17 protein-coding genes are annotated in these 23,549 nt (G+C 32.2%); 9 read left to right on the top strand and 8 right to left on the bottom strand.

The features are described from left to right. Positions 1-54 precede the first annotated feature (54 nt). From lolA1 to ribB, 3 genes are all read left to right on the top strand, one after another. Positions 55-687 (top strand): outer membrane lipoprotein periplasmic chaperone LolA1, encoded by a 633-nt coding sequence (gene lolA1, locus ABD816_RS09920; protein ID WP_425549113.1) that lies wholly within the window; start codon positions 55-57, stop codon positions 685-687. A gap of 74 nt (positions 688-761) precedes the next feature. Beyond that, positions 762-2,789: an LptF/LptG family permease gene (locus ABD816_RS09915; protein ID WP_344926928.1), complete on the top strand. Its 2,028-nt coding sequence runs from the start codon at positions 762-764 to the stop codon at positions 2,787-2,789. 142 nt (positions 2,790-2,931) lie between these two features. Further along, complete coding sequence (ribB, locus tag ABD816_RS09910) at positions 2,932-4,083, top strand: 3,4-dihydroxy-2-butanone-4-phosphate synthase (RefSeq protein WP_344926927.1); 1,152 nt, start codon at positions 2,932-2,934, stop codon at positions 4,081-4,083. Positions 4,084-4,220: 137 nt separating this feature from the next. Here the strand turns inward: ribB and ABD816_RS09905 are convergent, their stop codons facing one another. The 3 genes from ABD816_RS09905 to ABD816_RS09895 all read right to left on the bottom strand — a co-directional run bounded on the left by ABD816_RS09905 (position 4,221) and on the right by ABD816_RS09895 (position 6,842). Continuing rightward, the gene (locus ABD816_RS09905; RefSeq protein WP_344926925.1) at positions 4,221-5,429 is read right to left on the bottom strand and encodes a DegT/DnrJ/EryC1/StrS family aminotransferase; all 1,209 of its coding nucleotides are present in this window, start codon (positions 5,427-5,429) and stop codon (positions 4,221-4,223) included. A 240-nt stretch (positions 5,430-5,669) separates the two neighbouring features. Continuing rightward, positions 5,670-6,131, bottom strand: coding sequence for a thioredoxin family protein (locus ABD816_RS09900; RefSeq protein WP_344926924.1), 462 nt, complete (start codon positions 6,129-6,131; stop codon positions 5,670-5,672). A gap of 81 nt (positions 6,132-6,212) precedes the next feature. Next, positions 6,213-6,842, bottom strand: coding sequence for an NAD(P)H-dependent oxidoreductase (locus ABD816_RS09895; protein WP_344926923.1), 630 nt, complete (start codon positions 6,840-6,842; stop codon positions 6,213-6,215). A 90-nt stretch (positions 6,843-6,932) separates the two neighbouring features. Between ABD816_RS09895 and ABD816_RS09890 the strand changes: the two genes are divergently transcribed. Beyond that, positions 6,933-7,331: an acyl-CoA thioesterase gene (locus tag ABD816_RS09890; RefSeq protein WP_344926921.1), complete on the top strand. Its 399-nt coding sequence runs from the start codon at positions 6,933-6,935 to the stop codon at positions 7,329-7,331. A gap of 52 nt (positions 7,332-7,383) precedes the next feature. Here the strand turns inward: ABD816_RS09890 and nhaC are convergent, their stop codons facing one another. Beyond that, on the bottom strand, positions 7,384-8,886 hold the full coding sequence (gene nhaC, locus ABD816_RS09885; protein ID WP_344926919.1) for a Na+/H+ antiporter NhaC: 1,503 nt from the start codon (positions 8,884-8,886) through the stop codon (positions 7,384-7,386). 261 nt (positions 8,887-9,147) lie between these two features. Beyond that, positions 9,148-9,372, bottom strand: coding sequence for a hypothetical protein (locus ABD816_RS09880; protein WP_344926917.1), 225 nt, complete (start codon positions 9,370-9,372; stop codon positions 9,148-9,150). Between the two features lie 31 nt (positions 9,373-9,403). Here ABD816_RS09880 and ABD816_RS09875 point away from each other — a divergent pair, with 31 nt between their 5' ends. Next, on the top strand, positions 9,404-10,039 hold the full coding sequence (locus ABD816_RS09875) for a CPBP family intramembrane glutamic endopeptidase (protein ID WP_344926916.1): 636 nt from the start codon (positions 9,404-9,406) through the stop codon (positions 10,037-10,039). Here the strand turns inward: ABD816_RS09875 and ABD816_RS09870 are convergent. The 3 genes from ABD816_RS09870 to ABD816_RS09860 all read right to left on the bottom strand — a co-directional run bounded on the left by ABD816_RS09870 (position 10,036) and on the right by ABD816_RS09860 (position 11,973). Next, positions 10,036-10,611: a non-canonical purine NTP diphosphatase gene (locus ABD816_RS09870; RefSeq protein ID WP_344926914.1), complete on the bottom strand. Its 576-nt coding sequence runs from the start codon at positions 10,609-10,611 to the stop codon at positions 10,036-10,038. The two genes, ABD816_RS09875 and ABD816_RS09870, sit on opposite strands and share 4 nt — an antisense overlap. A gap of 89 nt (positions 10,612-10,700) precedes the next feature. Next, positions 10,701-11,225, bottom strand: a complete 525-nt coding sequence (locus ABD816_RS09865) for a KdsC family phosphatase (RefSeq protein WP_344926912.1) — start codon at positions 11,223-11,225, stop codon at positions 10,701-10,703. Further along, positions 11,209-11,973 carry a Rossmann-like and DUF2520 domain-containing protein gene (locus ABD816_RS09860; protein WP_344926910.1) on the bottom strand — a complete coding sequence of 255 codons (765 nt, stop codon included), beginning with the start codon at positions 11,971-11,973 and terminating at the stop codon, positions 11,209-11,211. The genes ABD816_RS09865 and ABD816_RS09860 overlap by 17 nt, the downstream gene beginning before the upstream one ends. Before the next feature lie 135 nt (positions 11,974-12,108). On the opposite strand from ABD816_RS09860, the gene ABD816_RS09855 reads away from it, so the two are divergent. The 4 genes from ABD816_RS09855 to ABD816_RS09840 all read left to right on the top strand — a co-directional run bounded on the left by ABD816_RS09855 (position 12,109) and on the right by ABD816_RS09840 (position 23,539). Continuing rightward, entirely contained in the window at positions 12,109-15,324 is a 3,216-nt protein-coding gene (locus ABD816_RS09855) for a cytochrome c biogenesis protein CcsA (RefSeq protein ID WP_344926908.1), read from the top strand. Between the two features lie 148 nt (positions 15,325-15,472). Next, positions 15,473-17,464, top strand: a complete 1,992-nt coding sequence (locus ABD816_RS09850; protein ID WP_344926906.1) for a solute:sodium symporter family transporter — start codon at positions 15,473-15,475, stop codon at positions 17,462-17,464. Next, positions 17,465-20,275: a helix-turn-helix and ligand-binding sensor domain-containing protein gene (locus tag ABD816_RS09845; RefSeq protein WP_344926904.1), complete on the top strand. Its 2,811-nt coding sequence runs from the start codon at positions 17,465-17,467 to the stop codon at positions 20,273-20,275. A 240-nt stretch (positions 20,276-20,515) separates the two neighbouring features. Next, positions 20,516-23,539 (top strand): SusC/RagA family TonB-linked outer membrane protein, encoded by a 3,024-nt coding sequence (locus ABD816_RS09840; protein WP_344926902.1) that lies wholly within the window; start codon positions 20,516-20,518, stop codon positions 23,537-23,539. Positions 23,540-23,549 lie beyond the last annotated feature (10 nt).

The raw sequence follows: 23,549 nt of genomic DNA, 5'->3' as shown, positions 1-23,549 counted from the left end.
ACTTAATAGCATAAATTTTAAAAGATTAATTAAATTAGGAATAGATACAAAATGATTAAAAAGATATTTTTTTTAGTAATTACACTGTTTATTGGCACTATTCAGGCGCAAGAAGCCAAACAACTATTAGATGAGGTTTCTGCAAAAGTTAAAAGCTACGATAACATAGTTATTGGATTTAAGTATGCACTTAATAATCCAGCTGAGAATGTTTCTCAAGAAACCAGAGGTGATGTTACCTTATCAGGTGATAGATATGTTCTCAATCTTACAGGGACTAAGCAGATTTATGATGGTAATAAATTATATATGATTATACCAGAGGATGAAGAAATAAATATATCCTCTCAGAATCCAGAAGATGAAGCAAGTGTAACACCAGCAAAAATGCTTACTTTTTATGAGGAAGGATATACCTATAAAATGGATATCACTCAGGATGCACAGGGAAGAAAAATTCAATTCGTAAAGTTGACTCCTATTGATTCCAAAAGTGAGTTTAAAGAAATTTTATTAGGAATTGATAAGCAAACAAAGCATATTTATAAAATGATTTTAATGCAGAATAATGGTTCTAATATTACAATTACCATAAATAGTTTTAAAACGAATCAACCGCTTTCTAATACATTATTTGTTTTTAATGAATCAAAATATAAAGATTATTATATTAATCGATTGGATTAGTGAGTGTTTTAAATCAATTTTAAATTAATAATATATGTCCCGGATACGTTCGGGACTTATTTATAAGTGAATAGGTGAAAATACTGGACAGATATATTTTAACAACTTTTTTAAAGACATTTTTTCCACTCTTTGTCATAATTATGTTTATTCTTTTGTTGCAAACTATTTGGCTTTTTATTGCTGAATTAGCAGGAAAAGATCTGGATTTTTCTGTCATCATTAAGTTTTTACTTTTTGCTACGCCTCGTTTAATCCCGATGGTGTTACCTCTTACCATCTTACTCGCTTCGATTATGATTTTTGGTAATTTTGCTGAGAATTATGAGTTTGCCGCTATGAAATCTTCTGGGATATCACTACAACGTGCGATGAGAACTTTGTCTGTTTTAATGGTTTTTATAGGAATAGGTGCATTTTGGTTTTCAAATACTGTGATTCCCGATTCAGAAAAACGATTTATTAACCTGAGGAAAAATATAGTAAAGGTAAAACCGGCTATGGTCATCACTCAGAATCAGTTTAATGATCTTGGAAATATTAATATCAAAGTAGCAGAAAAATACGGAGATAATGATCAATTCCTGAAAGATGTCATTATCCATAAAAAATCTGCACGACCCGGTAATTATACCGTTATTAAGGCTACGGATGGTGAATTAAAAGGGAGCGTTGATTCAGACTTAATCACTCTGATATTAAATGATGGTAATTATTACGAAGAGATTCAGCAAGCATCCCCTAAAAACAGAAAGAAAATTCCTTTTGCGAAAGCGTATTTTAAACAATATAATCTAAATATAGATTTGTCAGAATTGGATAATGTGGATATGGATGCTCAGCAATATAGCAAAGGTTTTAATATGCTTAATGTGTCTGAACTCAGGGCAGAAATTGATACAGTATCCTGGCAGGTAAATAAAGAAGTAAAACAGACAAAAGAAGAAATTAGTAGAAGAGGAGGGTTTAAGAATTTAAAAGGTACTTTAAATCTTAATAAGAATACTATTTCACAAGAAACTTGTGATACTCTTGATTTGATCACTGAGCGCTTTAATCTTAAAGAAAAAGAACAGATTTATAATTTGGCTATTTCTAATACAGATGGTGTATTAAGAGCGATAGAGAACACGGAGCGATCATTAAAATCAAAACGAAGAGGATTAAATAAGTATGAAATGTCATTACATGATAAGTATGTTCTTGGCATCGCTTGTGTTTTGTTGTTTTTTGTAGGAGCACCACTGGGAGCTATTATTCGTAAAGGAGGACTAGGTACGCCAATTGTAATGGGAGTTTTATTTTTTCTAACTTATCATTTCATAGGTATTTTTGCGAAAAATGGAGCAGAAGAAGGAGGAATTCCGCCATTTATAGGCTCATGGGTTGCGACATGGATTATATTTCCACTTAGTATCTTTTTGACATATAGGGCTACTACAGATCGAGGGTTTATTTCTGTCGGAAACTATATACAACCTATCATCAGTTTTTTTTGGAAAAAGAAATCAAAAGATAATGAAATGAATATGGCAGAGGAAGAAGCTTATATTCAAAAGAAAGTTTCTGTAATCAATACGGGTGGTGAAGTATATCAGTCAATGATTGGACAAGATATAGATAAGCTTAAAGATGTGGTAAGGAATTATAGTCAATATAATTATAGTGAGGAATATAAATTTGCTTCTTTAAGAGTACTCTTGGATAAAGGAGTTTCTATTGATGAAATTCGTTTAGAAGGAAAGCTACATAATAATGAACTAAAGGATGCTGAGGTTTGTTTTGACAAATTTAATAGGTATTCTGTTTTTGCAATTATTTTTTCTCTGATGTTGACTGTAGTTTTTAGTGTAATACAGGGATTAAAAGATTCAGAAATGTTAATAGGAATTGTATTAATCGTCGTAACAGGTACAGCATACTGTATAACCGTGTTTAATGCGATAAAGTTCTTTGATCAATTTTATAAAGTGGTAAAAGAAACAATACATCCACCGGGTAAAGGTATGTTTTTGTTATGTATAATTCCATTTAATGCTTATATCTTTGCATACTTTTTTTATAGAAAAGGTATGAAAAGAGATATTAAATTGATCCGATAACTTCTGCTTATAATTCCGGTTTTAATATTTTATCATTTACCTTTGCGTAAATAAAAAGTTCTATTCGTTTCTTGATAATACAAAGAGAATCGAAATGATTACATGTCAATTTTATAATTAATACAGTCAGTACAGGATTATTATGTCAAATCTAAATGAGGTTACAAATAAATTAAAGTTGAATACTATACAGGAAGCCATTGAGGATATTCGTCAGGGAAAAGTGGTGATTGTTGTAGATGATGAGGATAGAGAGAATGAAGGTGATTTTATAGCTGCCGCAGAAACTGTTACCCCAGAGATGATTAATTTTATGGCTACGCACGGTAGAGGGCTGATTTGTGCTCCTTTAACACAAGATCGATGTGAAGAACTTGATTTAGATATGATGGTACAGAACAACACTGTATTACATGAAACTCAATTTACAGTTTCTGTGGATTTAATAGGGCAGGGATGCACTACTGGTATCTCTGTACAAGATCGTGCTAAGACAATTAAAGCATTAGTTAATGAAAATACAAAATCAAGAGATTTAGGAAGACCAGGACATATTTTTCCATTAAGAGCAAAAAATGGAGGTGTTTTAAGAAGAACTGGGCATACCGAAGCTTCTGTTGATCTTGCCAGATTAGCAGGTTTTAAACCCGCCGGTATATTAGTAGAAATACTGAATGAAGATGGGACTATGGCACGTTTGCCTCAATTGATAGAAGTAGCGGCTAAATTTGATCTAAAGTTAGTTTCTATTGAAGATTTAGTTGCATATCGAATGAGATATGATTCTCTTATTGAGAAGAAAGAAGATTTTGAGGTTAGTACTCGTTTTGGGAAATACCGCTTAAGAGCATATAAACAAACTACTAATGATCAGATCCATATCGCTTTAACAACAGGAACCTGGACTGAAGATCAACCAATTCTTACACGTGTTAACTCTACTTTATTTAATAACGATATATTAGGCACACTTACCAATAATGAAGATAAGCGATTAGATGCGATGTTTACCCGTATTAATAAAGAAGGAAAAGGTGCTATCATCTTTATTAATCAGGAAAGTCAATCCTTTAATTTACTAAATAGGCTCAAGGTATTAAAAGATGTACAGAGTGATGAGGAAGTTGCAAAGGCTCCTAAGATCGTAATGGACTCCAAAGATTTTGGAATAGGGGCACAAATCTTACACGATCTGAATATTCATAAATTACGCCTAATATCCAATACGGTTCAGCAAAAACGTGTAGGGATGATCGGATATGGATTAGAAATTGTGGAATATGTAAACTATTAGTAGCTTTTATGCCAACATTAATTATCGTTGTTAAAAAGTAACGATAAAGCCGATTACAGGTATTTATGATTGATACATTTTCACAAAGTTTACGTACAATTATTTAAGAAAGATTTTTTTAAAATACTGTTCGTTTTTTAAGAAACAGTATTTTTCTGAAATACACTTTGCAAAGCTTCCACCATTTTTGAAGCTCTTTCTTTTACCTGTTCTTCTGACCATCCTACTTTGATAAGACATGAAATAGTTCTCCCCATCCAGATATCACTATCAGGAAAAGAGCGTCTATTTTTTATTAAACCATCTTGTTGTTCTATAGAAAGTTTTCCTAACGATTTTTGTTCTAATAAATGCTCCCATTTTTTATAGTAATGCCAATTATTATCAAACCAGTAAAAACAAGCATCTACCTGATGTGCTCCTAGTACTGTATGTCCTTTTTTAGCAGTTGTTGCCGAGGGTAAAAAAATGTTCAAAAAAGCATAACTTTCTACTCCGGATTCAGGAACTCTTCTAAAACTAATTTCAGGAATCTCCTGTAAAGCTTCTCTCAGAATTGTATAATTTCTTTTTTGCAGTTTTATAGTGTGATCTAATTTACGTAATTGCGCAATTCCTACAGCAGCATTGAGTTCTGAAAGTCTGTAATTATAACCTAAAAAAGGGTGTGTTTCTGCTCCTCGATCAGAACCAATATGATCGTGACCGTGATCTTGATATTTATGAGCATTATCTGCATAACTATCCGAATTCGTAATTAATGCTCCCCCTTCTCCACAAGTAATTGTTTTTACATAATCAAACGAAAAACAACCGATATCTCCATAGCTACCTAAAGGCTTTCCCTCATAGGTTCCACCTATGGCTTGGCATGCATCCTCAACCAGTAATAAATTATGCTTCTCACAGATATTCTTTAAAGCCTTAAGGTCTGCCATTGAACCACACATATGCACAGGCATTACTGCTTTTGTTTTTGAAGTTATTGTAGATTCGACTGCTTTAGGGTTAAGAGTGAGGGTATCATCGATATCACATAATACAGGAACAGCACCTACAGATAATATAGCTTCAAAACTAGCTACAAACGTAAATGTAGGCATAATCACCTCATCTCCGGCTCCAATACCAGCGGATGCCAAAGCCACGGTTAAGGCAGCAGTACCACTTGATACTACCTGCGCATGTTTGGTTTGCATTTTTGAAGCGAAGTCTTTTTCTAATTCTAAAGCTTTATAATGACCATTTCGATTGCCATCAAAACCATAACGCATCAAGACTCCATTGTCCAATACATCCTGAACTTCTTTTTTTTCTTCAGCTCCAAATAATTCAAATCCTGGCATAGTTTTTTTGTTTAATTAAGAACTTACCACTACTTTATAAGTTTTTATGCTCTTAGTACAGGTTAGTTTAGTTATTCTTAAAACAAAAATACCGAAAAGAGTTTTTATATTTATAGTATAGCTTTTATCTTTTCTAAAAAAAAGGTAAAAAAGTATATTTTTCGAGCTATCAGGGTGTACATAAAGATGAATTTTTTTCTGATAGCCTATACAGGAAGATTAATTTTAATTGTAGCTCATTTAATAATTATCAATAATCATATCTACAAAACTAAAGTAACGACTAGGATCTCTTAAAGAAGAACTATAAGAACCTTGTGTTCCTAATACTTCACCCTTGTGGTTGAGCGCAATTATCTGAGGAAACCCTTTTTGTTTATTGTATTTAGCAAGTAATTTTTTATTTTCTTTTAGCTGATTTTCTGATATAATATCTGTTCTTCTTGGGATATCAACTTTAACAAGTACCAGTTCTTCTGTTTTTTCTTTGAATTTTTCTGTTCCAAAAAAATCTTCTTGTAACATTTTGCAAGGAGCGCACCAGTCGCTTCCTGTAAAATACATTAGTATAGGTTTATCATTTTCTTCAGATATTTTTAATGCTTCTTCAAAATCATCAATCCATAATAGATGATCTTCTTGCGCAAATACTTGCATCGGAGAATTTACTACTAAAAGTAAAAGTAAAAAAAGGGGTTTCATGAAATGAGATTTGGTTACATACAAAAATAATCTTTTTTTAACAACTTCAATAACCTTGCCAATATATTGGTAATGATTGTGTTATAGTAAAATTACAGTATCATTAATAGGTCGTCTCACTTTTTTAAAATCTGCAAACATATCATCATCAGCCCTATATCCTATAGGTAGTACTAATACCGATGTAAGTCCAAGTTCATGTAAATTCAATATTTCATCATATTTTTCAGGAATAAAACCTTCCATTGGGCAAGCATCGATCTTTTCTGTTGCACATACTGTAAGTAAATTACCCATCGCTAGGTATGCTTGTTTTGTAGCCCAGTTAGAAATTTCTTCAGGATGTTTTTCTTTAAAAGAGTTAATAAGTTGGTCTTTAAAAGGCTTTAAAATCTCATCTGGAGTATTTCTAATTGATTTAATCGTGTCAAAATGTTTGTCAATATAGGCAGTGTCTATTGTAGTTTCGATACAAATTACCAGAATATGTGATGCGTCTGCTATTTGCTGCTGATTCCAGGAATGAGGGGTAAGATCAGCCTGTTTACTCTTGTCTTTTATAATAACCAGTTTTAGTGGTTGTAATCCATAAGAGGTTGCTGTAAGATTAAAAGCTTCTATAAGTAAATCAATCTTCTCTTTTGGAAGAATTTTGGTAGTATTAAATTTTTTCGTTGCATAACGCCATTTGAGGCTTTCTATAATTTCCATCTGTACTTTTTAAAAAGATACTGCAAATATAGGAGTATAAGATTTACCTTTGATATGTATACTCATAAGAAAAAACTATATCTCAATTGTATGAATACTATAAATGAATTAATTCAGAAATCTGAAACCAGAATTTTTAAAGCAGTATTTCCTAATACTACAAATCATTATGAAACTTTGTTCGGTGGAACTGCTTTACAATTAATGGATGAAGCTTCTTTTATCTGTGCTACTCGTTTTAGTAGAAAAAAAGTAGTAACGATTTCTACAGGCAAAATTGATTTTGAAAAACCAATTCCGGCTGGAACAATCGTTGAGTTAATAGCTAGAATTCAAGAAGTGGGAAGGACAAGCTGTACCGTTTTGGTCGAAATATTTAGGGAAGACATGTATAGTTATGATCGTGAAAAAGCAGTTTCTGGCTTGTTTAAATTTGTAGCTATTGATAAAAATAAAAAACCAACACCAATTATTGATCTTAAGGAATGAAATAAAAATTTCATGAGACTGCTGTAGATGTTCGACTTTTTTATAATCGCCTTTACTTTTTTAAATAACTCCCGTTTAGTTGTTTTATTTTAATTCTAAAAGCAGCAAAGAGTAAGGTCATAAACGGACTTATAATATTAAAAAATGCAAATGGAATGTATTCTACCATTCCTGGTTGTCCAAGGAGTACTTTTGATTGATATGCACCACAAGTATTCCAAGGAATCAAAACGGAGGTAACAGTTCCTGAGTCTTCTAGTGTTCGGCTTAGATTTTCTGGAGCAAGCCCTTTGTCTTTAAAAGCTTTAGCATACATTCTACCTGGTACTACGATAGCTAGATATTGATCAGAAGCAGTTAAGTTTAAAGCGAGGCAACTTACTACAGTACTAGCAAAAAGTCCAAAAACTGAATCAAACCATCCTAATAAGGTTTTACTTATTCTGGCTAATGCACCAATTGCATCCATTACTCCACCAAAAACCATTGCACATACAATAAGCCATATAGTTCCTAGCATTCCATTCATTCCTCCAGAGGTAAATAAGTCATTTAATTCTTTGCTGGACGTTTCTACTCCTGTATCTACAGTTATTGCTTTCATAACACCTTTATAGGCGGTATTAAAGTTTAAGGTTTCACTACCAGCAATATTCATAACGATATCTGGTTGAGCCACAATGGCAGCAATTGCACCTAGTAGTGTCCCTGCAAGTAAAGCAATCAAAGGAGGAGTTTTTTTAATAATAAGTCCGATCACTATTATCGGCACAATAAATAACCACGGAGAAATATTAAATGCACTACCTATAGCAGTAAGTTGATCAGTAATATCCGGACTACCGGTTGTATCCAGTGTAAAACCAATTATAATAAATATTATAAGAGTCAAAATAACTGTAGGTATAGTGGTATAAGTCATATATTTAATATGCGAAAATAATTCACCTCCTGCCATAGCAGGAGCGAGATTAGTGGTGTCAGATAATGGTGACATTTTATCTCCAAAATAAGCTCCGGAAATTACCGCACCCGCTGTCATACCTATTGAGATACCCAGCGTATTTCCGATACCGATAAGCGCAATCCCAACAGTTGCCGAGGTAGTCCAGGAACTACCCGTCGCGATAGAAATAATGGCACAAATAATAACACATGCTGCTAAAAATATAGTGGGATTAAGGATTTGTAATCCATAATAAATCATTGTGGGTATAATACCACTAATAAGCCAGGTACCAGCTAAAGCTCCAACCATTAATAAAATGAGTAAAGCACTAGTCGTTGATTGCACATTTCTGGCCACTTCTTCCATCATTTGTTTATAGGATACTTTATTAAAAAAACCTACTATTGCTGCCACAGCAGCACCTAATAACAATATGAACTGATTACTTCCGCCTAAAGCATCATCTCCAAAAACAAAAAACACATTATAAAATAACATACCTACTAATGCAACGATAGGAATCAGTGCTTCCCAGATGTTTAATTCCTTATTTTCAATTATTTCTTCGGTTTTAGGATCTGAAGGGGTAATATTTTGACTTTCCATAGAGTGAGTTCGCAATTTTTAACGATGTAATGTTACGATTTTAAAAAGATGTATGCAACGTATTAATTACGTTTAACGAAACGGTTATAGTTCTTATTAATCAATAGGAATTGTTAAACGGTTTTGTTAAATTAATAAGTTAGTGAGAAAATATTGATGGTCTTTTTACTTGTGTTTTTTATTCTATAACTTCTATAGAATATGTTATTTAATTAGTAGCAAAATACTGGTATAAAAGCTAAAAACATTAATTATACGTATTTAATCCTTTATAACTGCTTTTTGTCGATTATCAATTGATTTTTGATGACTCATTTTGTGATGTTGTTTTAAGGGTTCATTACTTTTGATGTATAGAAATAAAATATAGATAACATTAAGAAAGAACTTCCTAAAATAATTCTGATTACCCCTTTTATAGCCTAAACCTATTTTTGCCCCATTAAAAGAAGCCTCATACCCCAAGAGGCTTTTTTGCTGTTTCAATTTTTTATTTAGAAATTAGTAGAAAAAATAAATGCAACATTCTAAGATTATAAGAGGATTAGAATTATTTCTATTATTTGTTTTACTTCCTGTTAGCCTATTATTTAATTATCCTGTAGAATTTAAGATAGGATTCATATTAGTTGGTTTTATATATGTTATTATGCAAATAAAAAGATCAGGTCTTTTAAAATTTAAATTACCTGAGTCAATGTATTGGAAAGTATTTTGGAAAGAAACACTTATAAAATTGAGTATTGTAATTGTAGTTACAAGTTTGTATGTGTTCTGGGTTGCTCCTGATCAACTATTTGCTGTGGTTATTCAAAAACCGGGAATGTGGATTGCTATTTTATTTATCTATACCTTCTTATCCGTTTGGCCTCAGGAAATAATTTATAGAACCTTTTTCTATGATAGATATGAGAGGCTATTTAATAATAAATGGTTATTTATATTCATAAATGCTATTCTTTTTTCTTTAGCACATATTTTCTTAAAAAGTTTTTTAGTGCAATTACTTACATTCATCGGTGGTTTATTTTTTGCGTTTACTTATCAGAAAACAAAATCTACAACGTTGGTTTCTATTGAGCACGCTATATACGGCAACTGGTTATTTACCGTAGGTATGGGAGAAATGTTAGCCTTCCCAGGAGTTGATTAACTGGATGTAAGATGTTCTACAAGCTGTTTTATCGCTTTTCCTCTATGACTTATATTGTTTTTTTCTGATAACGATAGTTCTGCAAATGTTTTATCAAACCCATCTGGTAAAAAAACAGGATCATAGCCAAATCCTTTATCACCTTTTTTCTGCTTTGTAATAGTTCCTTCACAAATACCTGAGAACGTATTGAATACTCCATTTATATGCAGAGCAATTACAGTTTTAAATTGTGCTTTTCTATTTTCTTTATTGGATAGCTCTATGATTAGCTTATCCATATTAGCTTCTGGATCTCTGGCATCTCCTGCATATCTTGCAGAAAATACACCTGGTGCTCCATTAAGAGCTTTGACTTCTAAGCCCGTATCATCAGCAAAACAATCATAGCCATAGTGAGTACGAATATATTCAGCTTTTTGTAGTGCGTTTCCTTCGATAGTATCAGAGGTTTCTGGAATATCTTCTATACAACCAATATCAGAAAGACTAACTAATTGAATGTGCGAAGGTAGTAGTGATTGTACTTCCTTAATCTTGTTGACATTGTTTGTTGCAAATACAAGCTTCATTTTTAGTTTTTTAATTGTTTTGAGAGTTTCAGAGTTTCAAGGTTTATTTTAAATATCTGATACTTCATACTTTGTACTTCGTATCATTTTCAGGCTTTTGCATCATAATTAGCAACCCATTTTCCTTGTACTTTTAATACTTGTTCAATTACGTCTCTAACGCATCCTTTTCCTCCTTTTTTATAAGAGATATATTTAGAAACTTCCTTTATTTCTGCTACTGCATCTTGGGGGCATGTTGGCAATCCTATAATTTTCATCACAGGTAAATCAGGGATGTCATCGCCCATATATAAAACATTCTCAGATTTGATACCATGGGTTTCCATGTATTCTTTTAATTGATCTACTTTTTGATGTGCACCTAAATAAATGTCTGTAATCCCAAGGCCTTTTAGTCGTTCTCTAACACCTTCATTTTTTCCTCCAGAAATAATGCAGACATTGAATCCTTGCTGTGTAGCCGCTTTTAGGGCGTAACCATCTTTGATATTCATAGTTCTTAACAATTCTCCATCTGTAGTGATAAGGACATCTCCATTGGTTAATACGCCGTCAAAGTCAAAAATAAAGGTGGTAATGTGTTGTAGATATTCTTTATAGCTTTTTTCCATAATTAGATTGTATTGATTGTGTGAGTAGAGTATATAATTCTTTTTGAGAATCTTTTTTTAATATGTGTAGATGTCTTTGTAGTGTTTTATTATCTTTTCTGATAGCTGGTCCGGTTTGTGCTTTATCAGGATCTAATACTGTTATTTTTTTTGCAGTTTCCTGGATAAGTGGATGTAAAATTTCAAAAGGAATCTCATTTTCTGAACAAATTTGATTTCCTACAGAAAACAAATGGTTGGTAAAATTATTAACAAACACTGCTGCCACATGTAATACACTTCGTTGCTCAGAAGAAATATCATATACTTTTGGAGATAATATCAGTGCTAATTTTTTAAGCAATAATCTATCTGTATCTTTTTCGGCTTCTATGCAAAAAGGAATAGTGGAGTACTTAATTGTAGAGTTAATACTAAACGTTTGTAAGGGGTAAAAAACACCTCTCCGATTCACACTATTCATGGATAACATTGGAACACTACCTGAAGTATGAACAATTAATTTATTTGTAAAAGGTAAATTGTCAGAAACTTCAGATATGGCATCGTCACTTACAGCTATAATGTATATATCGGCTTCAATAAGATCTCTTAAGTTCTTTGTTATGTTTTCCTTTTTCTGATCTTTATGAATAGAAACTCCTTTGCGATTATAGCATTGTATAATGCGTACTGATTTTTGATTTGTAAAAGCAGTATATATATGTTTAGCTACGTTCCCGGCACCAAGAATAATAATAGTAATCATGTGGCTAAAATAAGGAAGTTACTGCTAAAAATATAACAACTTATATACTTCTGTTAAAACGAGTAAATCGAATAATGAAAATTTAAGATAATCGTAGCAAAAACACTAAATTTGCCGTGCAAAAAAAGAAGCATTATGCAGAAGAAGTTGGTCAATATTTTATTTTCTACACGATTAACCGCAATTTTATTTATCGTTTTTGCTATTTCTATGGGAATAGGTACTTTTTTGGAGGACGATTATGGCACTACAGCAGCTAGAATTTGGATTTATAATACTTGGTGGTTTGAGGCTATTATGGCTGTGTTTATGATTAATTTCTGTGGTAATATTGTTAGATATCAACTCTATAAAAAAGAGAAATGGGCAACGTTGTTGTTACACTTGTCTTTTATTTTGATTCTATTAGGTGCATTTGTTACACGATATATTAGTTATGAAGGTGTAATGCCAATACGAGAAGGTGAAACAACAGCTACTTTTCTTTCAGAAAAAACGTATCTAACTGCTTTTTTAGATGGTGAGATTGATGGAAAACCTTTACGAAGAGTAGTTTCTGAAGCATTAGAACTGGCAGAAGCTACCGCTAATGATTTTACAATAGAAACAGATTACAATAACAATCCCGTAACCATTCAATACAAAAACTATATCCAGGGTGCAGAAATGGGATTGGTAGAAACTATGGATGGTAAAAATTATCTAAAAATAGTAGAAGCTGGTGATGGCAATCGACACGAACACTATTTAGAAGATGGAGAAGTTTCTAATATCCATAATATTCTGATTGCATTTAATAAACCAACCAAGGGAGCTATCAATATTACGTATGATGAAGATGAATATTTTATAGAGTCTCCTTTTGATGGTACGTTTATGAGAATGGCTGATCAGAAAAAAGGCATTGTGGTAAAAGATAGTGTTCAGCCGTTAATGCTGAGATCACTATATCAGACAGCAGGTATGCAATTTGTAATACCGGATCCTGTGATGAGAGGAATTTATGATGTAACTCCTGTTGCAGTAAAAGAGAAAGGACAGCAGGACGCATTAATTATAGGTGTTACGGTAAATGGAGAGTCTAAAGAGGTTAAATTGCTAGGAGGTAAGGGATACGCTAATGATATGCAGAAAATTTCTTTAGGTGGATTAGATATGTATTTTAATTATGGATCTAAACGGCTGGAGCTGCCTTTTTCATTAAAACTCAATGACTTTATTGCAGAAAAGCAACCAGGAACAGAAAAAGTTTATAAATCATATATGAGTAAAGTAGAACTTATAGAAGATACTAAAAGCCCGGAACCTTTTGATATTTATATGAACCACGTATTAGATCATAAGGGATATCGCTTTTTTCAGGCGTCTTTTGACCCGGATGAAAAAGGTACCGTATTATCTGTTAGTCACGATTATTGGGGAACGATGATCACTTATGTAGGTTATATATTATTATATCTCGGACTTATGCTGATTCTATTTACAAAAGGTTCCAGGTTTAAAGATTTAGATAAACAACTTGCTAAAGTAAAGATTAAAAAGAAAGCATTATCGGTTTTTATCGGGATCTGCATATCTACATTTTCATTTGCACAACAACAGCCACAACAATCGGGTCACGTAAATCATATATCCACATTACCTAGTAAAGCTAGAATTGATTCTGTGATCAAGGCAAATGCAGTAAGTAAAGAACATGCTGCTAAATTTGGAAGTATTGTAATTCAGGATGATCGTGGGAGAATGAAGCCAGTGAATACATTTTCATCAGAATTACTGCGTAAGTTAAGTAAAAAAGATACTTATGAAGGATTAACTGCGGATCAGGTTTTTGTGTCTATGGTTGAGAATCCATTTATTTGGTATAGTGTTCCTCTTATAGAGATAAAAAAAGAGAATGATAGTATTCGTAGAATTCTGGGGGTTGCTAAGTCAGAGCTAAGAGTTTCTTTAATTGATTTGGTAGAACCTGATGGGACCTATAAGTTGGATCCATACCTGGAGAAAGCCAGTAGTACTAATACGCCAAGTAGTTTTGAGAAGGACTTTTTAAAAACCCATGAAAAGTTTTATTTATTAAATCAGGCATTAGGAGGAGGGATTCTTAGAATTTTCCCAGTACCAGATGATGAAAATAATAAGTGGGTTTCCGTACCACAACTTAATGAGCATAAGTTCACAGGAATGGATTCTGTATATACGAGACAGATTATTCCTATATATAGACAAGCATTACAAGAAGCCAGAGCAAATAATGATTATAGTAAGCCTGATCAATATATAGAGAGTATCAGAAGTTTTCAACAGAAGTTTGGAGGAGAAGTATTACCTACAGATGAGAAGATAAAAGCAGAAATCGCTTTAAATAAATATGATATATTTAAAACTTTGTATAGATATTATCTTTTAGTCAGTTTGTTCTTGATGTTCTTTATTGTTTTTAAAATATTCATTGATGCTAAAGGTTTGAGACTAAGTTTTTTTAATTTAATAGTCTTTACCATTCCAGAAAAAGTATTTCGATTTATAATTAATGGAACTATTGGGATAGTAGTCATTCTTTTTATGTTACATACGGCAGGATTAATTACAAGATGGTATGTTTCTGGTCATGCCCCATGGAGTGATGCATATGAGACCATGATTTATGTTTCTTGGATAGTGTTGGCTTTAGGATTGGTGTTTGGAAGAAAAAGTAATCTTACACTTGCAGCTACGGCTTTTGTAACATCTATTATATTATTTTATGCACATCAGAACTGGACAGATCCGGCGATTGCATTATTACAGCCAGTATTAGATTCTTATTGGGTATTGATTCATGTGTCTATTATTGTAGCGAGTTACGGTCCTTTATTTATAGGTGCAATATTGGGAGTATTGTCGTTAATTTTAATGATTTTAACCACAAAATCAAATAAAAAGAAAATGGCTCTAAATATCAAAGAAATTACCATTATCAATGAAATGGCATTAACTATAGGACTTGTGATGCTGACCATTGGTAATTTTTTAGGCGGTATGTGGGCTAATGAAAGTTGGGGTCGATATTGGGGATGGGATCCAAAAGAAACGTGGGCCTTAATAAGTATTATGGTATATGCCTTTGTAATACATATGCGATTAGTTCCCGGATTACGTAGCAGATGGTTTTTTAATTTAATGTCGGTATTAGCAGTCGGATCTATTATGATGACATATATGGGAGTTAATTTCTATTTGAAAGGTTTACATTCTTATGCTAGTGGTGATCAAGTAGTGACCCCTTCATCGGTTTATTATAGTGTGATCATATGGGCTGTTTTAGGAGTATTATCTTATTGGAGATATCGCATACATTATAAAAAATGATATGAATACAAGGTGGTTGTATTTTTTGGTATATTCTTAAAAATAACTATACAAAAACTATACAGCCTTAATTTTTTAGCATAATTGTTAACAGTATTGAATAATAATGATATTTTTATGATCTTATACAAATCATTAAAATTCAAACATGGGCATTCTTTCATTTGTTGGCTTTACACTTTTAGTCGCAATCATATCTTATTTAGCAACCAGGAAAACAGATGAGTCATCATCAGATGGATATTTTCTTGGTGGGCGTAGTTTGGGTGCTGTAGTAATTGCAGGTTCTTTATTATTAACGAATTTATCAACAGAACAAATTGTTGGATTAAATGGTGCCTCCTATAAAGAAGGTGTCTTAGTCATGGCTTGGGAGACGTTAGCTGCTATAGCTATGGTAGTTACGGCAATATTTTTGTTGCCAAGATATTTGAAAGGCGGAATTTCTACAGTACCTCAGTTTTTAGAAAACAGATATGATACTACAACAAAAGCAATTACATCAGGACTATTTTTGACAGGTTATGTTGTAGTATTTTTGCCAGTAGTTTTATACTCAGGTTCACTTGCAATTACAACTATGTTTGATGTTCCGGAAATATTAGATATTTCTAAGGACACTTCAATTTGGATTTGCGTTTGGGGTATCGGTATTATAGGATCTATTTATGCAGTTTTTGGAGGGCTAAAAGCAGTTGCAGTTTCAGATACTATAAATGCTGTAGGTCTATTGATCGGAGGAATAATGATTCCTGTTTTTGGTTTAATTGAGATTGGAGATGGTAGTATATCAGAAGGGATAAGTACGATTATGAATACTAATCCAGATAAATTTAAGGTGATCGGTGGTCCTGAGTCATCTATACCAGTAGCGACAATATTTACAGGGATGATGTTGGTTCAACTATTCTATTGGGGAACAAATCAAGCAATTATACAAAGAGCATTAGGAGCTAAAAACCTAAAAGAAGGTCAAAAAGGCTTATTGCTAGGTTCTTTTTTGAAAATATTAGGACCAATAATTGTGGTACTACCCGGAATTATTGCGTTTCATATTTTTAATGGAGAATTAGGCGATGCAGATGAAGCTTACCCTGAACTAGTAAGAAAAGTGTTGCCAGTATCTCTTGTTGGTTTCTTTGCCGCTGTATTATTTGGTGCGATTCTCAGTTCATTTAATAGTGCTTTGAATAGTTCAGTCACTCTTTTTGGGCTGGATATTTATAAGGAGTACATAAATAAAGAAGCTACAGAAAAACAAGTAGTGAAAGCAGGAAAGACATTTGGAGTTGTATTAGCATTATTAGCAATGCTTGTTGCTCCATTTATTGCAAATGCGGGAAGTATATTTGAATATTTACAAGAGGTAAACGGAATTTATAGTATCCCTATTTTAACAATTATAGTCGTTGGATATCTAACAAAGAAGGTTCCGGCAATTGCTGGAAAAATAGGAATATTATCTGGATCTATACTTTATATTATAAGTCAGTTTGTTTTACAACCTTATTTTATTAGTAATGATCTCAAAGCAGAGTCTCCATCTATTTTACAAGAACTAGCTTTTGTAGAACAAAATTTATCAAGTGAAAAAGCGGTTACCGTAGATTATGAGAAAGCTATAGAAGCAATAAATAAGAAAGAAAATAATACAAAAGACGATATAGAATCGATTAAAAAGTTAAAAGAATCGATTGATTATAAAAATGTTTTAAAAGCTATTAATGAATATAAGAACAATTCTGATCAGGGTTTAGGATCCATTAAATTGTTAACAAAATCAATGAATGAACTGACAACTTCCTTTAATTATGTAAAGGATGAATATAAAGAAAAAGGTATCATATTAAATCCAGACATAAAAACGAGTATAAAGGAGGTAAAAGCAAGTATTGATAAAGTAAATGTTGTTATAGATAGAACTAAAAAACTAGCCTACCCACATTTTCTTCATATAATGGCTATTCTTTTTGTTGTGAATATACTCATTATGTTAATAATCGGTAAATTGTATCCTAGAGAAACGGCATATGAACAATTGTATACTCAAGAAGTAGATATCACTCCTTGGAAATACACAAAAATTGTAGGTGTGATTGTATGCTTAATTGTTATATCTACTTATATCTATTTTAGGTAATTGAAATCTTTAAAAGAAACATTTTTATTTTTATTATATATTGGATCGCTGATAGTTTCATCTCAGGAACTTCCGCCGATCGAAGCATATCTGCCGGAAGCATATGGAGGAGAAACTCAAAATTGGTCAATATCTCAATCAGACAATAAATATATATATGTAGCTAATAACAAAGGACTACTAGAATTTAATGGTGCCACCTGGGAGTTATATGAGACACCTAATAAAACCATTATAAGATCGGTTAACGTAGTTGGTGATCGAATTTATACCGGGTGCTACATGGATTTTGGTTTTTGGAAAAAAAATGAATATGGTAAACTAGAATACACATCCTTAAGCAATCCGATTAAAGACAGTCTTATTGAAGATGAGCAATTTTGGTATATTTTAGATGTAGGAAACCGAGTTCTTTTCCAATCCTTACATAGAATTTACATATATAATTCAGACACTGGCGAAATTAATAATATTAGTGCTGAACTGGCCATGCTCAGTATGTTTGATGTAAATGGAGTAGTTTATTATCAGGAGTATCAGAAAGGAATTTTTAAGATTGAGAAAGGGGAACCCAAACTCGTTACAGATCTTTCTATTTTAGACAATGATAAAGTTGTTCATATTTCCGACTCTTCAGAAGGGCTTATTATTCTAACAAGCGCCAACGGTTTTTTTATATATAAAGACGATAAGATCAAGCCCTGGGAGATAATGAAGCTTGATTTTTTTCAAAAAGCGACAATTTATAGTGCAATTAGACTACAGGATAAAAGCTTTTTATTAGGAACTATATCAAAAGGTGTTATACATATATCAGAGGAAGGAGTAATTCTGTCCCAAATTAATCAAAGCAATGGATTGAGTAATAATACCATTTTATCTTTATTTGAAGATAATGAAGAAAATATATGGTTAGCTCTTGATAATGGAATTAATTGTGTCAATCTTAAATCACCAATCAAAATTTTTAATGATGATCGTGGCAGTATTGGCGCAACATATGCGGCTGCAGTTTTAGGTGACTTTCTTTATTTGGGGACCAATCAGGGATTGTTTTATAAGAATAGAAATACAAATGAAGCATTTCAATTTATAGAAGGTACTAATGGACAGGTATGGAGTCTGTTTGTTCATGATGATTTGTTGTTTTGTGGACATAATTCCGGAACATTTTTAATAGATAATTCTAATGTTTCCAAATTGATTTCGCCTATTGCCGGAACCTGGGAATTTGCTACTGTACCAGGATATCCAGAATTGCTGATACAAGGAACGTATAATGGACTTAGTCTTTTAGAAAAGAAGGATAACAATTGGCAATTTAAACATAGTATCAAAGGGTTTAGGTATTCTGCCAGGTTTTTAGAATTATATGAAGACGAATTGTGGATAAATCACGAATATAAAGGAGTTTTTAGACTTAAACTAGATGGTGATTTTACTACTGTTAAACAAGTGATTAGAGATAGTAGTCTGTCAAAAGGTAAGAACTCAGGAATCATAAAATACAAGGAGGCTCTTTTGTATGCTAATGAGCAAGGGATTTTTACTTATAATAAGGAGAATAAAGAGTTTAGTAAAGACACTGTTTTAAGTAAAGCTTTTGCAAAAGATCAGTATATATCAGGGAAATTAATAACAGATAATTCTGGAAAATTATGGAGTTTTTCTAAGGAGGATATTAATTATATTTCTCAAAGTCAATTTTCTGATGATCTTAAAATTACTAAAATACCTATTCCAAGTTCTTTAAGAAAACAAATGATAGGGTATGAGAATATAATGCATCTTCAGGAAGAAGAATATTTATTGGGAACAGCTAATGGATATATGATTTTAGACTTATCCATGATTGATTTAGGTACCCATGACATTGTATTAAATAGTGTTTCTATAAAAGAAAAACACACCGATTTTGAAAAAATATCGTTATCAGAACAAAATCCGGTTTTTGATGCTGGTCTTAATACAATTTTGTTTACATATAATATTCCTGAGTATGATAAGTATTTGATCTCTAAGTTTCAATATAAGCTTGAAGGTTTTTATGATGATTGGAGTGAGTGGTCTACAAAAACATCGATTATTTTTGAGAATTTGCCATTTGGAGAGTATACGTTTAAAGTGAGAACTAAGACAGGTAATCAACTGAGTGATCATATGGTTGTCTATAATTTTGTTATAGATAGACCTTGGTATCTATCTGTAATGGCTATCATTATTTATATAATTTTGTTGATTATAGCGATAACTTTTACACATAGAGCATATAAAAGGTATTATACCAGGCAAAAGCAGAAATTAGTCGAGGATAATAAAAAACAGTTAGAACTTAAAGAATTAGAGAGCGAACGAGAGATCATGAGATTGAATAATGAAAAACTACTACAAGATATAGAAAGTAAAAATCGTGAATTAGCTTCGTCTACTATGAGTATTATAAAAAAGAATGAAATTCTCAATACGATTAAGAAAGAAATAGAAAAATCAACACAAGAAAAAGGAGGACTTAAAAATGTAGAAAGGATTATTGATAAAAACCTGAATAATAAGGACGACTGGAAACATTTTGAAGAAGCATTTAATAGCGTGGATAAAGATTTTCTTAAGAAAATAAAGACAAAACACACTGATTTAACACCACACGATTTACGTTTTTGCACTTATCTAAGACTTAACTTGTCTTCTAAAGAAATTGCCCCTTTATTGAATATTTCTGTAAGAAGTGTCGAAATAAAGAGATATCGTTTAAGAAAAAAGTTAAAATTAGAGCATGTTCAAAGTTTGGTTAACTACATCTTAGAGATCTAACACTACAACAATACCAAAATATACCACAACATTACCTATACTATAACGTTTTAGTTCACATAATATTAAATAAAACATAAATTTCTTCAATTTTTAAAAAGGTCTTCCCACACTGTTTTTACTGGTTTTTTAGTTATACACTATCTCTTTTCAAAAGACTGTATATTTTTTGTTGTAGTTCTATATTGAGGATTTGATAAAGTTTAGGTTTAGATTTGAGTAAATCAAACAAAAACTTTTATGAAAATTAAATATTTCTTAATGGCTGTGTTTTTATCCACAGTTATTTATGCTCAGGAAATTCAGATTACGGGGAAAGTAACAGATGTTAATGGACAGGAATTACCAGGAGTTAATGTAATTGTCAAAGGAACCTCTAATGGGGCGGTTACAGATTTTGACGGTTTTTATACATTATCTAACATTTCTAACGGAGCAATTGTAACATTCTCATATTTGGGATTCATTACATTAGAAAAGACAGTGGTAGAGGATACTGTTTTAAATATTGTTTTAGAAGAAAGCAGTGAATCGCTTGAGCAAGTAGTGGTTATTGGATACGGAATGCAAAAAACGAAAAACCTTACAGGCTCAGTATCTGTGTTAGATTCAGAAACTATTGATGATTTAAGGCCTATCCAGGTAGAACAGGCACTACAAGGAACGGTTACTGGTGTTAATGTAGACGCACCATCCGGATCACCCGGTGAAAATCTAAATATTACTATTAGAGGGATTAGTTCTAATGGTAGTAATCAGCCTTTGGTAGTTATCGATGGATATTATGGAGAATTAAATTCTATAAATCCTAATGATGTAGAATCAATTACAATTCTTAAAGATTCACAAGCAGCTATTTATGGGATAGAAGGAGCAAATGGAGTAGTATTGGTTACTACAAAAAAGGGAAGGAAAAATAAAAAAACATCATTTAGTTATGATGCATATACAGGATTTCAGCAAACGACTAAAAAACTATCACTATTAAATGCTACAGAATATGGAGCATTATTAAATGAAAGTTATGCAGCTAATGGACAGGAATTATTGTTTTCAGATTTATCTCAATTAGGAGAAGGTACGGACTGGCAGGAATCTGTTTTTGAAACTGCTCCGATCATCAGTCATAATATGAGTTTCTCCGGAGGAAGTGATAGAATTACTTACTTTGTTAGTGGTTCTCATTTGGAGCAAGCAGGTATTGTAACTAAAGAGATTTCTAACTTTAAACGTAATACTGCAAAGATTCGTTTGGGGGTGGATCTTTCGGATAAATTTGATTTCGACACCACTATAAATTATTTTCATAGAAAGAGAAGGAATACAAATAATGGTGAAGATGAGTATGGATTAGGAACGTTACTCTTTAACGCAATAAACTATGCTCCCACATTTACAGAAGATCAAGAAGATGTGAATGGTTTCTTAGGAAATGAAGTTATCAATCCACTTTCGCAAACTAGAAATACATATAATAGATATACAGAGAATGGCTTAGAAGGAATGGGGCGTCTGGATTATAAGCCTGTAGATGGATTAAAAATAACGACCAGAATAGGATTTAGAACCCTTAATGCGGATTATAAAACATTTAGTCCTATTGTGGATTACGGGGCAGGTAAAGTTTTTAATACTATTAGAAGTAGTGTTACAGAGGGTAGAGTAAAAAGTGATGAATATACGTTTGAACTTTTTGGTACATATAATAAAGTGTTCGCAGAAAATCACGATATTACTATTACAACAGGTTTTAGTTTAAATGAATCTTTTTATAGTGAATTAACTGCTACAGGATTTGATGTTCCTAATAACTCTTGGGAGTTTGCTGATATAAGTTTAGCAGATGGTTTGAATACATCAAAAGCAACTAGTAAATATTCATTAAACGATAAACTAATTGGCCAATTTGCTAGATTAGAGTATAATTTTGATGAGCGTTATTTATTTTCTGCCCTATTAAGAAGAGATGCTGCATCTGATTTTATAACTGACAATAGAGTTGATTATTTTCCCTCCATTACAGCAGGATGGAATGTATCAGAAGAAGCATTCTGGTCAGATACTGCTTTTGTAAATTATTTTAAATTAAGAGGGAGTTATGGGCTTTTAGGTAATCGTGTAGGAGGAAATTTGTATAGAGCCTTATTAGATGGAGAGGCTACTTATGTTTTGGATGGTCAGATTGTAGATGGTGTAGCTAATGGGAGAATCTCTAATAGAAATGCTAGTTGGGAAGTAGCAAAAAAAATAGATATAGGAACAGATGTAAAGTTTTTAGATAGTAAGATATCTATTATAGCTGACTTTTTTATAGAAGATAGAGAGGATCTGTTAATATCAGATTTTCCTGTTTCAGGAATCACAGGAGTAGGAGCTCCTGGTGCTGGTGCGCCAACTGTTGGAGCAGGAACTACAAGAAATACGGGATATGAATTTCTAATTTCATATAATGATAAAATATCAAAAGATTTTTCTTTTGGAGTAAGTTATAATGTATCTTATATAGAGAATGAAGTTGTTAAAATTACAGGAGATAATTTTGTAGAAGGAGGTGTTTTTGGAGTAGGACAATTGGCTCCTTCCAGAATGGAAGTAGGTAAGCCTATCGGATATTTCTATGGTTTGCAAACAGATGGAGTTTTTCAGAATCAGGCAGAAGTAGATGCGCACCCATCACAATTACAATTGGGAGCTGAGGCATCTCCAGGAGATATAAGATATGTAGATACTAATAACGATGGTATTATTGATTTTGATGATAGAACAGATATAGGAAAACCACAACCCGATTTGTATATGGGTTTTAATCTTAATTTTAAATATAAACAATTTGATTTTGTAGCTTATTCATATGCTAATCTTGGACAAGAAATGGTTCGTAATTATGAACGTGACCAACCTAATGTAAATCGTTTGGATTTGTATCTGGATAGATGGACAGGTGAAGGAACCAGTAATACAGTACCACGAGCTACTACAGGAACAAGTACCAATAAACTATTCTCTGATTTCTTTGTAGAGGATGCTTCTTTCTTGAGAATTCAAAATGTGCAATTAGGATATTCTTTACCTGAAAACGTGCTGGAATCAGTAGGGATTAATAAACTGAGAATATATGTATCGGGCAATAATTTATACACATTTACAGATTATAATGGTTTTGATCCAGCTGCAACGACTGGGGATGCTATTGGAGGTGGTATCGATTATGGGTTTTATCCAATTTCCAGACAGTATTTGTTAGGTGTAAATCTTAATTTTTAAAATTGAAAGC

Origin of the sequence: Aquimarina addita, from assembly GCF_039539305.1 — a bacterium.
GTDB lineage: Bacteria > Bacteroidota > Bacteroidia > Flavobacteriales > Flavobacteriaceae > Aquimarina > Aquimarina addita.
The sequence above is the reverse complement of the archived record's forward strand: the minus strand, read 5'-3'. Positions and strand labels throughout refer to the sequence as shown.

Bases quoted from the DNA above. Each gene is read 5' to 3' on its own strand.
- ribB (WP_344926927.1), top strand. From the start codon at position 2,932: ATGTCAAATCTAAATGAGGTTACAAATAAATTAAAGTTGAATACTATA.
- ABD816_RS09905 (WP_344926925.1), bottom strand. From the start codon at position 5,429: ATGCCAGGATTTGAATTATTTGGAGCTGAAGAAAAAAAAGAAGTTCAG.
- ABD816_RS09900 (WP_344926924.1), bottom strand. From the start codon at position 6,131: ATGAAACCCCTTTTTTTACTTTTACTTTTAGTAGTAAATTCTCCGATG.
- ABD816_RS09895 (WP_344926923.1), bottom strand. From the start codon at position 6,842: ATGGAAATTATAGAAAGCCTCAAATGGCGTTATGCAACGAAAAAATTT.
- ABD816_RS09890 (WP_344926921.1), top strand. From the start codon at position 6,933: ATGAATACTATAAATGAATTAATTCAGAAATCTGAAACCAGAATTTTT.
- nhaC (WP_344926919.1), bottom strand. From the start codon at position 8,886: ATGGAAAGTCAAAATATTACCCCTTCAGATCCTAAAACCGAAGAAATA.
- ABD816_RS09875 (WP_344926916.1), top strand. From the start codon at position 9,404: ATGCAACATTCTAAGATTATAAGAGGATTAGAATTATTTCTATTATTT.
- ABD816_RS09870 (WP_344926914.1), bottom strand. From the start codon at position 10,611: ATGAAGCTTGTATTTGCAACAAACAATGTCAACAAGATTAAGGAAGTA.
- ABD816_RS09865 (WP_344926912.1), bottom strand. From the start codon at position 11,225: ATGGAAAAAAGCTATAAAGAATATCTACAACACATTACCACCTTTATT.
- ABD816_RS09860 (WP_344926910.1), bottom strand. From the start codon at position 11,973: ATGATTACTATTATTATTCTTGGTGCCGGGAACGTAGCTAAACATATA.
- ABD816_RS09855 (WP_344926908.1), top strand. From the start codon at position 12,109: ATGCAGAAGAAGTTGGTCAATATTTTATTTTCTACACGATTAACCGCA.
- ABD816_RS09850 (WP_344926906.1), top strand. From the start codon at position 15,473: ATGGGCATTCTTTCATTTGTTGGCTTTACACTTTTAGTCGCAATCATA.
- ABD816_RS09840 (WP_344926902.1), top strand. From the start codon at position 20,516: ATGAAAATTAAATATTTCTTAATGGCTGTGTTTTTATCCACAGTTATT.